At 66.3% G+C, this 12970-nt stretch carries 11 protein-coding genes and 3 pseudogenes; 7 read left to right on the top strand and 7 right to left on the bottom strand.

Annotation, left to right across the window (positions count from 1 at the left end):
• Positions 1-142 precede the first annotated feature (142 nt).
• Both ACFE71_RS08665 and ACFE71_RS08660 read right to left on the bottom strand, forming a co-directional pair.
• Positions 143-334, bottom strand: a complete 192-nt coding sequence (locus tag ACFE71_RS08665; protein WP_375428398.1) for a hypothetical protein — start codon at positions 332-334, stop codon at positions 143-145.
• A complete protein-coding gene (locus tag ACFE71_RS08660) occupies positions 335-526 on the bottom strand; it encodes a transposase (RefSeq protein WP_375428397.1) in 192 nt (63 codons plus the stop codon).
• 296 nt (positions 527-822) lie between these two features.
• Between ACFE71_RS08660 and ACFE71_RS08655 the strand changes: the two are divergent.
• Positions 823-2436: pseudogene (locus ACFE71_RS08655) on the top strand (amidohydrolase).
• Positions 2437-2659: 223 nt separating this feature from the next.
• Here the strand turns inward: ACFE71_RS08655 and ACFE71_RS08650 are convergent.
• The 3 genes from ACFE71_RS08650 to ACFE71_RS08640 form a co-directional block, all read right to left on the bottom strand.
• The gene (locus ACFE71_RS08650) at positions 2660-3562 is read right to left on the bottom strand and encodes an alpha/beta fold hydrolase (RefSeq protein ID WP_375428396.1); all 903 of its coding nucleotides are present in this window, start codon (positions 3560-3562) and stop codon (positions 2660-2662) included.
• 171 nt (positions 3563-3733) lie between these two features.
• The gene (locus ACFE71_RS08645) at positions 3734-4492 is read right to left on the bottom strand and encodes a DUF72 domain-containing protein (protein WP_375428395.1); all 759 of its coding nucleotides are present in this window, start codon (positions 4490-4492) and stop codon (positions 3734-3736) included.
• 227 nt (positions 4493-4719) lie between these two features.
• Positions 4720-5619, bottom strand: coding sequence for a cupin domain-containing protein (locus ACFE71_RS08640; RefSeq protein ID WP_375428394.1), 900 nt, complete (start codon positions 5617-5619; stop codon positions 4720-4722).
• Between the two features lie 93 nt (positions 5620-5712).
• On the opposite strand from ACFE71_RS08640, the gene ACFE71_RS08635 reads away from it, so the two are divergent.
• On the top strand, positions 5713-6459 hold the full coding sequence (locus tag ACFE71_RS08635; RefSeq protein ID WP_375428393.1) for an SDR family NAD(P)-dependent oxidoreductase: 747 nt from the start codon (positions 5713-5715) through the stop codon (positions 6457-6459).
• Between the two features lie 381 nt (positions 6460-6840).
• Here the strand turns inward: ACFE71_RS08635 and ACFE71_RS08630 are convergent.
• Both ACFE71_RS08630 and ACFE71_RS08625 read right to left on the bottom strand, forming a co-directional pair.
• Positions 6841-7865, bottom strand: a pseudogene (locus ACFE71_RS08630) (IS110 family transposase).
• Between the two features lie 239 nt (positions 7866-8104).
• Positions 8105-9172: an NAD(P)H-dependent flavin oxidoreductase gene (locus tag ACFE71_RS08625; protein ID WP_375428392.1), complete on the bottom strand. Its 1068-nt coding sequence runs from the start codon at positions 9170-9172 to the stop codon at positions 8105-8107.
• Positions 9173-9311: 139 nt separating this feature from the next.
• Between ACFE71_RS08625 and ACFE71_RS08620 the strand changes: the two genes are divergently transcribed.
• From ACFE71_RS08620 to kdsA, 5 genes and pseudogenes are all read left to right on the top strand, one after another.
• Positions 9312-9776 (top strand): DUF1810 domain-containing protein, encoded by a 465-nt coding sequence (locus tag ACFE71_RS08620; protein ID WP_375428391.1) that lies wholly within the window; start codon positions 9312-9314, stop codon positions 9774-9776.
• Positions 9777-10355: 579 nt separating this feature from the next.
• Positions 10356-10838: pseudogene (locus ACFE71_RS08615) on the top strand (IS3 family transposase); the annotation flags it as partial.
• Between the two features lie 28 nt (positions 10839-10866).
• On the top strand, positions 10867-11022 hold the full coding sequence (locus ACFE71_RS08610) for a hypothetical protein (RefSeq protein WP_375428399.1): 156 nt from the start codon (positions 10867-10869) through the stop codon (positions 11020-11022).
• A gap of 349 nt (positions 11023-11371) precedes the next feature.
• Positions 11372-11947: an outer membrane beta-barrel protein gene (locus tag ACFE71_RS08605; RefSeq protein WP_375428390.1), complete on the top strand. Its 576-nt coding sequence runs from the start codon at positions 11372-11374 to the stop codon at positions 11945-11947.
• Between the two features lie 139 nt (positions 11948-12086).
• The gene (gene kdsA, locus ACFE71_RS08600) at positions 12087-12962 is read left to right on the top strand and encodes a 3-deoxy-8-phosphooctulonate synthase (RefSeq protein WP_375428389.1); all 876 of its coding nucleotides are present in this window, start codon (positions 12087-12089) and stop codon (positions 12960-12962) included.
• Positions 12963-12970 lie beyond the last annotated feature (8 nt).

Here is a 12970-nt window from a genome sequence, read left to right as displayed (position 1 = left end):
GAGGGGGGCCCTGTTCGACGCCGATCGGGGGTCCCTTTTGCACGCCGGTTGACACCGATCCGGCCGTTTCAACCGGCTTGTTGCATTAGCTCCTGTTCGCCCTTTCCAACTTCGTGCGGCGCGGTCGCCCGCGCGGTATTTCTTACGCGACCTTAGGCTCGCGGTAGCGTTCGCCGCTCGCCATCATCGCCCAGATCATGCGGGCATTCTTGTTAGCGAGCGCGACAGCTGCGACCTTGGTCTTGCGGCGGGCGAGCAGCTGCACGAGCCACGGCCGCTTCGCCCCGTTGCGCTGCGCATAGCGGACCACCGCCATCGCTCTGACGATGAGCATCTAGCGCAGATACTGGTGCCCTGCCTTGGTGATGCCGCCGAGCCGCTCCTTGCCGCCGCTGGAGTTCTGCCGAGGCACGAGACCGATCCACGCGGCCAGGTTGCGCCCTGAGCGAAAGATCGCCGGGTCAGGAACGGTGGCGACGATGGCGCTGGTGAGCAGCGGACCGACGCCGGGGATCAGCACCGACACCGTGCACCTGGAACACGTTCTTCGCCAAATCCAAACCGATTGTCGTGACGTTTCTCATCGTGGGTCTCCTTCCGGCTCTCCGCAGATCATCCTGCAGGAGGATTGGAGAGCCATCCACATCATTAGATGCGGACGTTCAGGTAGTTTCCAATCTGACTTCGACCATTCATTCAGCATGCGCGTTGCGGCCTGCTGCGGTCGAGAAACATGGATTGCGTCCTGCGAACGGGCCGCCCTCGCGTGCGAGATGGACGGTGCGCGCGGATCGTGCGACCTTCGCGAGCAGGAGGACGCCCATGCGATCTCGATTGATGCCCGCCGCGCTGCTGACGCTCGCCGCCCCTCTCTTCTCCATAGCCGCCGCGCCAGCTCCCGGCCCGTCGGGGCCTGACGTGATCCTGCATGGCGGGCGCATCTACACGGGCGACGCCGAGCAGCCATATGTCGAGGCGCTCGCGGTCCGAGGCGACAGGGTCTCGGCGGTCGGGGACAGCGGTATCATCCTGAAGTCCGCGACACCGCGTACACGCGTCATCGATCTTGCCGGCCGCATGGCGATGCCGGGCATCAACGACGCCCACGATCACCCTGGCAATGTCCCCTTCGGCGCTTCCGCCTATACTGGCGCATCGCCCGTATCGGACCCGCCGCTGGGAGACGTCGCCACCGCTGTCGCAAGGGCCGCACGGGGATCGCCGCCCGGTACGTGGGTGCACGCCGTCGTCGGCCCGGGCGCGATGAGGGATGTCGCCGCCGCTCGGATCGCGGTTGACGCGGTTGCCGGGGGACGTCCTGTCGTGCTTTCGGCCTGGTGGGGCCACGGCGTGATTCTCAACTCACGTGGCCTCGACCTGATGAACCTGAACGACCGGACGCCTGATCCTCTCGGCGGACGGCTCGATCGCGACGCCAGCGGTCGGATCACGGGCAAGCTCGAGGAGTAGGCCGGCTGGCAAGTGCTCCGTCGGCTGCAATCGGCGGCAAGCGATAAAATACAGCTGACGCACTGGCGCGGGTACGTCGATCGCCGCCTTCGCGAAGGCATCACCTCCGTTCAGGCCATGTCGGGGGACCAGACCCCTGCAGCGTTGGCGCGTGCGCTCCGTCGCGTAAACCCTGCAATCAGACTTCGCCTAATAAGGTTCCCGATGAGCGTCGCGGAGGCGAACGGCACTGACTCCTGGGGCAAGCTGCGGTCACGCTTGCCGCCATTCACGCGCGTTTCGGGCGTGAAGTGGGTACTCGACGGGACACCAATCGAGGGGCTCGCCTTCCAGTCAAAGCCCTATCGTGATCGCCCCGGCTGGCGCGGACGACCGAACTTCACGATCGAGCACCTTCGTGCGCAGCTAGCTCGCGCGCTCGCCGGCGGCGAGCCGCTCCACCTTCATGCGGTTGGAGATGCGATGGCAAGCCTAGTGCTGGACGAGATGGAGCGGATGGCACCGTCCGAGCGCTGGCGGCGGACGCGGGTCCGGATGGAGCACGCCAACGGCATTGTCGGCGCCGAGCTCGAACGCGCCAAACGGCTGGGGATTGTCTTGGCGCAGCCGCGGCCCACAGCACCCGTCGGGCAATGACTGCGCGCTGGGGTGCCCGTGGCCTATGGTTCAGACATGGGATTTCCGCCCTTTGCGATGCTCGCCGCGATCACCGTGGACACCAACCCCGATGCGGTCACGCGTGAAGAGGGACTGGCGGTTCTGACACGGTGGCCAGCGTACGCCGAGTCCGCCGAGGCCGAGAAGGGAATGCTGGCACCCGGCATGCTCGCAGACATAGCAGTACTATCACAAGACATGACTAAGGTCCCTCGAGCCGCCCTGCCCGCGACCAAGAGCCTGCTGACGATCGTTGGCGATCAAGTCGCGTATGCCGCACCGGAGTTCAGCGGCACCACCAGGCACTAAGCTTTTGGTACGCAGCCTCTCGGCGGGAGGGACCCAGTTGTGGGCACTTCAAAGCTCCGAACGGCTCCCCGGAACCGGACATCCGTTCACCTTTTTGGTCCTTGTGCGATATGGCCGAAGCCGGAGCGGCGATTGCGTGGCGAGTTGTCCTAAATGGCAACCATTCGACCATGCGACAGCATAGCCGCTTCAGATGAGCACGCTTTCGCGAGCTGGCGCGCGCCTATATGAAGCGGCGCGCTACGTCGCTGACTGCAGCTGCGACCTGCTCCGGTACGGCGTAGTGAAACAAGTGACCTTGCCCAGGGATCATACGCAGCTCGGCGCTGTCGATCTCCTCAACGAGGCGCTCCGCGTGCTTGTCGACATGCGCGATGAGATCGCCCTCGCCGGCCATGACGATGATCGGCAAGGCGAGCTCGCCGTATCGGCGGCTCAGCGCGACGGCGGCCGGCACCATCATCGCGGTGTCGGCCGCGGTCGCGCGCACCTGCGACGGACGCAACGTCATCGCGATCGGGAAGCTTGCGAATTTGTCAGACACGGGAGCGGGCGAGAAGCTTGCCTTTACCGCCACCGGCCCGATCAGCAGGCCGGATAGCGGCGACACCGTATGCGCCATGAGATCGCCGATGACAGGGATGGCGGGCATGGACGCGGGCACGACATCCGGGCGCGCCGTTCCGTAATAATAACCCGACAGCAGCACGAGACCGGAAACGAGTTCCGGATGGTCGAGCGCCATCGCGAGCGCGACCATCGTGCCCCAGCTGTGCCCGACGATCACCGCACGCTCAACCCCGATCTGCTTCATCGCCTGCGCGATCAAGTCCGCCTGAGCAGCCGGCGTCCACAGGCGCGAGCGCGGTCGATCGCTGTAGCCGAAGCCTGGCCGGTCGAAGGCGATGACCCGGTGCTTTTCCGCCGCATGGTCAAGGACGCCGCTGACTGTATAATCCTGAAGCATGACGCCGTTGCCGTGGAGGAGGACAACAGCGGGTCCTTCGCCCCGGTCCACATAGTGCAGCCGGACGCCGTCGACCTCGACGAACAAGCCTACAGGTGGTGTCCGAGCCTCGGCACGACGGGCGTTGGCGCGGTTGAATACGGCGCTGCCGGCCAGCATCGCCACTGCGCTTCCAGCAACCAGCCAGCCGCGGTTTTGGCTGGCAAAGCGCGCCCAGGAGCGTGAAAGCTCGCCTGTTTGCAAATTATCTTCACATGATTTGGCGTTAGTCTGTTTTGTCATGTCGCCTCAACCGTTGTGCAGTGCACAAAGTTGCTCGGCGGCGCTCTCTTAGGTCGACGTCCTGAGTTCTGGCGGGTCGGAGCCGTCCAGTATCGCGCTCAGCTCCAAGGCGTTCGCGGTCGCCGCACTCGAGGCGGTGTTGTCGAAGATGCACCAGCACTCGCCCCTCGGCCCGTCGCTCGACCGCAAGCGGCCTGCGAGTTTGCGAAGCGCAGCGTCCCCGTAAGCCGAATAGTAGGTTCGCGGCGAACCATGCAGCCGATGATACTGGAGCCTCGACCAGCCGCCGGGCCGGTTCCCTCCCGCCACCAGCACCGGGTCCGCCGCAACCCGCGCGACTTGGTGCAACACGAGACATGCGTCCGCCTCGTCCGTGAACCACGTCGCGTGCCGCGGCTCGCAGACGATCCCGACATCCAAGTGACGTCGGAGCAGACGGAGGAAGTCGTCAGCTACATCGATGTCGAAAGTCAGGCTGGGCGGCAGCTGCACCAGCACCACGGCCAGCTTCTCACCCAGTCCTGCGACCTCGCGCGAGAAGGCCGCGAGAAGATCGTCGACCGCCACCAGGCGTCGAACGTGCGTGATTGCCTTTGGCAGCTTGACCGAAAACCGAAACCCAGCCGGCACCGCCGCCGCCCAGCGCAGGTACGTGCCGACGCGGTGAGGACGATGAAATGACGAATTGATCTCAACCGCGGAAAAGCGCTGGGCGTAGCGCTCCAGATGCGATCCTGCGCTCGGGAACTCCGGTGTCATGGCGGACGGGATCGACCAGCCCGCCGTGCCGAGTAGGATCCTGCTCACTACATCCTGACCTATCGCGTCATGCATTGATGCTCAACTGGCCGCGACGGACTGCAGGGGCCACTGAGACGCGTGAAGCGAGCTTTCGATCGGGATGTCCCTGTAGCCGGCGGTCCCAAGGTGTGAGTACTCTTTGCGTCGATTACCTGACCCACAACCGGACGGTCGGGATCGTGTTCGGCGTTCCCCAGAGCCAGACCTTCGTTCAGACGGTTCCATTGCAGCATTCATGCTGCTCGTTGGCGCGCGTAAAGGCTGGGCGATGTGCCGACATGGCGCGAGAAGGCGACGCTGAAGGTGCTTGACGACCCATAGCCGACGCGCTGCGCGACTTCGGCGACGGAAGTCCGCCCGTGCTCCAGCAGCTGCTTCGCCAGCACCATGCGCCAGTGCAGCAGATACTCGATCGGTGCCATTCCGACCGTTTGGCGAAAGCGGTCGAAGAAGGTCGAGCGCGACATCGCGGCCGCGCGCGCGAGGCTGGCGACCGTCCATGGAGCGGTCGGTTGCTCGTGGATGTGCCGGATCGCCGCCGCCACCCGATCATCGCCGAGACCACGGAGGATCCCGCACGGACAGTGCGGACCGGACGAGCGTAGCGCCTCGATGAACAGCACCTCCATTAGCCGCGCCAGGACCACGTCGCGCGCCGCGCGTTCGGCGCGGGACTCCTCCACCGCCATCTGGATAAGCGCGGTCAGGCGCCCCTCGCCAGGCGCATGGATCAGCGACGGGAGAAGGGAAACCAGCAACGCGGCGTCCGTCGAGCCGAACGCGCAATAGCCGACCAGCATGCGGACCTCTGGCGTGGCTGCAGGGTCGCCCAGGCGGAAGACGTTCGGGCTCACCTCGATCGGTACGCTGCTCAAACCGTGGCCCGGCGCGGGCGAAGTGCTGGAGGAGGTAAAGTCGTAAGCGGTCGGGATCAGGACGAAGTCGCCGGCCGATACCAGCACCGGCTCGCGGCCGCGCACCTCCAGCTGGATGGCACCTTCCAGCACGGCGCAAAAGAAGGGCCTGCCCTCCTCCGACCGCGGTATGCGCCAGGCGCCCGCACCCTCGACCAGCTTCGCGAAGGATAGATCGGGCCGCAGCAGGCCGACGACCTGCGCCAGCGGATCGCTCATTGCTGGACGCTCGCTAACGAAATGGGGACGGTGGAGAGTAGGATGTCCAGGTGCAATGCCCACCTTTCTCGGGGTCAGCAACAGGAGAAAGCCATGCCGACCATCATGATCACCGGATGCTCCTCGGGCTTCGGCCTGGAGACCGCCCGCCAATTCGCCGACAAAGGGTGGAACATCGTCGCCACCATGCGCTCGCCGCGCCAGGACGTGCTGCCTTCATCGGAGCGTATTCGGGTGCTTGCGCTCGATGTGTCCGACGCCGCCAGCATCGCGGATGCGATCGCGGCGGCGGGGCCGATCGACGCGCTCGTCAACAACGCCGGGATCGGCTTCCTCAACGCGCTGGAAGGCACGCCGATCGAAACCGTCCGCGACATCTTCGAGACCAACACGCTCGGCACTGTCGCACTCATGCAGGCTGTACTGCCGCAGATGCGCGAGCGCCGCGCCGGCGTGATCGTCAACGTGACCTCGTCGGTCACTTATAAGCCGCTTCCGCTATTGTCCGTCTACACCGCCAGCAAGGCCGCGGTGAACGCGTTTTCAGCCAGCGTCGCGCTCGAGCTCGAGCCGTTCGGCGTCCGCGTGCGGGTCGTGCGGCCGGGTCGCGCGCCCGACACCGCGTTCAGCGACAACGCGCGGGCGCGGATGAGGAACGGCTTTCCCGAGCCCTACGCTGGGCTCGTCCAGCAGGTCTTCGCTCGCTTCGAACAGGATACAGGACCCGTCACCTCCGCCCAAGATGTAGCCCAGGCGATCTGGCGAGCCGTGACCGACGAGAGCTCTCCCGCCGACTTCCCGGCCGGAGCGGATGCGGTCGCCTGGTCTCAGGCGCGCTGACGCGGGCAGAGGGCCGGCAGGCAGACTGTCCTGCCGGTCTCTTTTCGATCCTCTATCATAACGTCGCCGGACGCAGGATCGACTGACCGGACCTTCCGCTTCGGTCGTGCCCCGACTCTGATCGCCTCTGTGGACGCCCCTTCGGTTGCAAGCGGTTTTCTTGAGGTTTCGACACGTGGTCGGATGCTGCCATCTGTCCGGCCTGTGATGCAGCGATGAAGCTGCTGGCCCGTATGGGAGTCGCGGACCGGAACCATTTCACAATTGCGTGTTCTTGGACACGATGGGTCTATCTGGTTCTTCCGATCCCGTCTCGCCGACTGTTGTGCCATACCCTCCTTCGACCGACTGCGCCCTCCGACGCCTCTGGCCCGCCTCGGCTTACGCCGTGACTGCGACCGGAGCTCTGTAATCTTCCTGCCTCACCAGCAATGCCCAAAAGGTGCGCGCCATCTGCGCGACCGTGACCAGCATGCGCGGCTTTCTGGCGAGCGTGCCTTCAAGCCATGAACCAGCTGGCGCTCCGCGCTTGCTTGCCTGGAGCACGACCGCGCTGCTGCCGATGATGAGCAGCCGCCTGAGCGTTCGCTCTCCCATTTTGGAGATCGCACCCAGCTTCTGCTTGCCGCCGGTCGACGCCTGCTTTCGTACCAACCCCAACCAGGCAGCGAAGTCGCGACTCTTGGCGAACGTCTCGGCCGGAGGCACGATCGCCGCAATGGCGGTCGCGGTGATCGACCGATGCCGGGAATCGTCATCAGGCGGCGCGCTACTTCGTCCTCGCGGGCGCGACGCGCAATCTCCTTGTCCAGCGACGCGATCCGCTCGTCGAGCCCAGCCAGCATATCGACCATCATCGCGAACATGGACCGCGCAGCCTCAGGCAGTATCTCGCCGATCTCCCCGCCATCGAGCAGGTCCGCCAACATTGCGAGGTGAGCCGATCCCTTCGGCGCAACCCAGCCATACTCGGCCAGATACCTGCGGATCGCATCGCCGAGCTGGGTGCGCTGCTTCACCGCCCGGTCGCGCGTGCGAAACACCAGTGCCGAGGCCTGCTGTTCCTCGGTCTTTACCGCCACAAAGCGCATGCTCGGGCGCTGCGCCGCCTCGCAGATTGCCTCGGCATCCACCGCATCGTTCTTGTGCGGGTCTACATAGGGCTTCACGTACGCCGGCGGGATCAGCCGGACCTCATGCCCCATCGCCCGCAGCTCGCGTGCCCAGTGATGCGCGCCGCCACACGCCTCCAACGCCACCAGGCAGCGCGGGTGCGATACAAAGAAGTCCAGCAGCTTGCCGCGCGTGAGCCGCCGGCTGAACACGGCACGCCCGCTCGCATCCGCTCCGTGCGCGTGGAAAATATTCTTGGCGATGTCCAGACCGATCGTGGTAACCACTGACACGGACACCTCCTTTAGTGGTGTTCAACACTTCCACTCTGGCACATCAATGCCGTCGGGGGGTCCACCTCATCACAACCGGACGTTCCGTCGCGCTTCAGAGCTCCCCGGAAGCAGACGTCTGTTCATCACGCTGTAATGGTCACTTTAAGCAATCCGCGGGAGCTGCTGAACAGCGCGGAAGCATACTAACCAAGGCTCGGATCGATGCTGAGCGGCCGCTCCGACGTAACACCGCGACCCTACCGGATCATCGCTCGATCCGGCTGTCCTATCTCATGCCAGAGCAGCACCACAAGATCGGCGGCCGGCATCGCGCGGATGAGCGGCGCGCCCTGCCCGGCCCACTGGGCGCCAAACCCGTGCTCGCCGGCCGCCTTCGCGGCGGCATCCAGCGCTTTACCGGCGTCATAGGCGATCGGGTAGTCGGGCGCCTTGCCCGGCGCGCTCGCCTCCCAGTCGGTAAACCGGTTCGCCAGGCAACGGGCAGGCCGGCCGGAGATCACGCTGGTCATCACCGTGCGGCTCGCGCCCGAGCCGCGGAGCGCCGCGCGGTACGCCTCGTCCGCGCCGCTTTCCGGGCAGGCGATGAACGCGGTGCCGAGCTGGGCGGCGACGGCGCCCAGCGCGAGCACCGCCCGGACACCCGCCCCATCCATGATGCCACCCGCCGCGATGACCGGCAGCGCCGAGTTCACAACCAGGAGGCGTGTCAGCGCCATCGCGCCGAGTCGATCATCGGGCGCGCGAGGGTCGAACACGCCCCGGTGCCCGCCTGCCTCCCAGCCCTGCACCACGACAATGTCGACGCCTGCCGCCTCGACCGCGCGCGCCTCGGCCGGGCTTGTCGCGGTGGCGAGCAGGACGCAGCCGGCCCGCCTCAAGGCCGCGATCCGGTCCGCGTCGGGCAAGCCGAAGTGGAAGCTGACCACTGGCGGGGCCGTCTCCACCAGCATTGCCAGCATCTCGTCGTCGTGGGCTAAGCTCTTGTAGATCGTCCGCAGCCCCGCCGGGGGCTCCGCTCTGAAGCGCTCGAACAAGGGACGCAATGCGGCCAGCCACGCCCGCTCGCGTGCAAGGTCCGCCTCGGCGGTCGCGTGGACGAACAGGTTGACGTTGAACGCGCGATCCGTGCGTGCGCGCGTCGCTCCGATCATTGCGCGGGCACCGGCCGCGTCGGTTGCGCCAACGGCGATCGAGCCCAATCCGCCCGCGTTCGACACGGCTGCGGCCAGCTCCGGCGTGGACACGCCCACCATCGGCGCCCGCACGATCGGGATCGTCACTCCGAGGCGGTCCAGCAGTGTCACGGCAGATCAATGCTCCCGGTCGTGGCCCGCCGCAATCGGCCCGCCATGTCCGCCCCCCTTCGGGGGACCTGGATCAACCAACCTAATATCCAATCCGGGCACTTGGCGGCCGCGGAAAGCGCACCTTAGATGTGTTCGCATGACGAGCGCCACCGATGCCGATCCGTTTGACCTCGAGCGCTTTGTCGCTGCGCAGGAGGGAGCTTACGCGCGTGCGCTGGCAGAGCTGGGCCGAGGCCGTAAGGCGCGCCACTGGATGTGGTTCATCTTTCCTCAGGTGGCCGGACTTGGATCGAGCGACATGTCACGCCGCTATGCGATCCGCTCGCTGGACGAAGCGCAGGCCTATCTCGCCCATCCGCTGCTCGGGGCCAGGTACCGGGAGTGCGTGGCCGTCCTCCAGGATCTCGTCGGCACCACCGCTGAGGCGGTGTTCGGCTCCGTCGATGCGGCCAAGCTCCGCTCCTCGCTCACCCTGTTCTCCAAAGCGGCACCTAGAGACCCGCTGTTCGCGGCGGCGCTTCAGCGCTGGTTCGGAGGCAAAAGGGATGGGCGGACCGCTGATATCCTTTATGCCAACGGCGCGGCAGTGGGAACTGATTGACCCATACTCAGACATTCAGGACGATCATTGCGCTGCATTATTTTGGACACTCGTTCATGGCAGATCCTCGGCGCTTGGAAGGCCACTTTCCAATGCCGACGAAGCTTCGACTGAGGGCGCGCGTCCTCCAGCGTATGCTGAGAAGTTTGATAGGCTGGCGCACCACGGACAGTATGCCGTCGACGCGACCGACCGCACAAGCGGAGTACTCGTCGGCGATCGCGTGTGGCAGCAGCACGCAACGCTTGTGGAGCAGCGCGCCGCGACCGCAGGTGATATTCGGGACGTAGCCGCCCCGCTGTTCGCCGTTTGGAAACAGCGGCGGCGATGGCATTCACGCCAGCACCTTTGGTGGGATCGGCTTTGTCGAGCAAACACGCACCGACGCGATAACCCCGTACTAAGCCGACTCCGTGCGTGAACACGAGCCACCCCTCGTCGATTTCGATCGACGATCCGCAATTACCCATCTGGACGAACTCCCACGGATAGCGCGGCTTCATGATGATCTCACCGGTATTCCAGCGGTGCAGGTCTTCGGAACGTAGCAGCCGAATGGTCTCATCGTCCTGCCGGCCAGACGACGAGCAGGCGCTGACCAAGGACATCGTCGCGCTGGCGGGGTGGTACGGGCGCTACGGCTACCGCCGGGTGACCGCGTCGCTGCATGCGGCCGGCAGGTCGATGAATCACAAGCGTGTGGGGCGGATCTGGCGGCGCGAGGGCCTGAAAGTACCTCAAAAGCCGCCGAAGCGTGGGCGGCTCCGGCTGAACGACGGGTTCCGCATCTTCACCATCATCGACGAGGCCAGCCGCGCGTCGCCGTGCTCCGCTGACGCTGATCGTAACTCGCCGGCTCGACCGTGAGGACGCGTTGGCGGCGCTTGCCGGTGTGTTCATCGAGCGGGGTCCGCCAGCGCATATCAGGTCGGACGACGGCAGCGGGTTCATCGCAACCGCCGTCCAGAAGGGGCTGGGCGAAATCGACGTGAAGACGCTTCACATCGCGCCCGGCTCGCCCTGGGAGAACGGCTAGACGAGAGCTTCAACGGGTTGCTTCGCGGACGCGCGGTCGTACGACCCGACCTTCGTGCACCGCGCGATCGCCGACGGGTCGGCGGACGTGATCTCCGCCGTTTCGTTCGACGGGCGAATCGCCGCGCTGGACCTCGTCACGCTCCCCGATCCCCGATCCCCGGCGCGCACCGCCGAGCTACGACGCGGTGCCGCTCGTCTCGCCCGTTAGGGTCGGGGACGCGCGCTTTACCCGCGCGCTCGCGCCGTTGCTCGGTCGGTTCACGGTCGAGCGGGTACGCCGCGCCGATCTCCCGGTCGACCGTGACGAGCGCACTCCGGCGGACGTCACGCGCAGCCTCGACGACGCACGCCGAAACGTCGGGCGAGTCTTGAGGCCGTGAACGCTCACTTGTTCCGTTCGAGCGTCGACCCAGCCCCTGTGACTTCGGCGCAACAGGATCGGCATTTCTTCGCCGCGACGCCACAATTCGGATGACTATGTGTTCTACTAGAGCGAACGACGAATTTGCCACGGCCGGCGCGGGAAATCCCGTCGGCGAGCTTCGGAGTGACTGACCATGCGATACCTGACCTTGGCCGCCGCGGCGGCGACCTTGTTCGCGGCCCCCGCTTATGCGCAGACCGACACCGCGCCCGACGGCACGCCCGCTTTTGGAATCGAGCCTTATGTCGGCTTGATGGGCGGCTACAACGACTTCGACAGCGACAATGACGGCCCGTTGACGACGAACTGCAACGGGCGCTCCGGCTGCCCGGACGGCGGCTTCGTCGAGGCCGTGGCCGGCGTCAACATCCCCGTCGCCGCTTTTTTCATCGGCGCCGAGGGTAACGTCGCCAAGGGCTTCAAGGGCATCGACTACGAGTACGGCGTCTATGGCCGCGCGGGTCTGCGCGCCGGTGACAGCGGGTTGATCTATGGCAAGGTCGGCTATCAGTGGATCGAGACCGACGAGCGCTCCAACGGCGACCGCGAAGACGACGGCATCTCCTACGGCCTGGGCGTCGAAGTCGGGCCGAAGGATATCGGCCTGGGCGGTCTTACCGGTAACTCGGGCGTCCGCCTCCGTCTTGAAGTGTCGACGTTCGACCTCCAGAATATTCGCCCCTCCGCCGGTGTGATCTTCCACTTCTAGTTCGGCTCGACCGGCCGGCCAGCTGGCCGGCCGCGTCCTGGACCGACCCGACCGGTCCGCCGATCGATTATAGGGTGGCGGATCTGCGGGGCGGATCAGCCGCTGACGCGTCCAGGACAGGCAATCCAGGCGACTCGCGATGTCACCCACCCCGACCGTTCCCGACATGATCGTAACGATTGGCGAGGTGCGCTTCGGCCGGACGCTGCCGTTCGTACTGGTATCGGGACCGTGCCAGCTCGAAAGGCGGGATCACGCGCTCCGGCTCGCCGATCGCCTGGCCCGCGACGCGCGCGCGGTGGGCGTCCCGTTCGTGTTCAAGGCGTCGTTCGACAAGGCCAATCGCACCTCGCTGTCCGGCGCGCGCGGGATCGGCGTCGACGAGGGCCTGCGCATTCTAGCCGACGTGCGCTCGGCGCTTGGATGCCCCGTGCTGACCGACGTGCATCTGCCGGATCAGGCGGCCGCCGCCGCGCAGGCCGTCGACATCCTCCAGATTCCGGCGTTCCTGTCGCGCCAGACCGATCTGCTGCTCGCCGCCGGACGGACGGGCGCCGCGGTCAACGTGAAGAAGGGGCAGTTCCTCGCACCCTGGGACATGGCGGCGGTGGCCGACAAGATCGCCGCCACCGGCAACCGGCGGATAATCCTGACCGAGCGGGGCGCAAGCTTCGGCTACAACATGCTGGTCAGCGATATGCGCGCGCTGCCGATTATGGCGGACACCGGCTACCCGGTCATGTTCGATGCGACCCATTCGACGCAGGCGCCCGGCGCGCAGGGGGGCTCGTCCGGGGGCGACCGCCGTTTCGCCCCCCTGCTCGCGCGCGCGGCGGTCGCGGCGGGCGTGGCGGCGGTCTTCGCCGAGGCGCACGACGACCCCGACCGCGCGCCGTCCGACGGACCGGTGATGCTGCCGCTCGACTGGATCGCGCCGTTGCTCGCGGACCTCGTCGCGATCGACCGGGTGGTCAAGGCCAGGCCCGTGGTGCCGACCGGAACGGCCGGAAGATGAGCCGGCCC

The organism is uncultured Sphingomonas sp. (assembly GCF_964237155.1).
In the GTDB taxonomy this organism is placed as follows: Bacteria; Pseudomonadota; Alphaproteobacteria; order Sphingomonadales; family Sphingomonadaceae; genus Sphingomonas.
The sequence above is the reverse complement of the archived record's forward strand: the minus strand, read 5'-3'. Positions and strand labels throughout refer to the sequence as shown.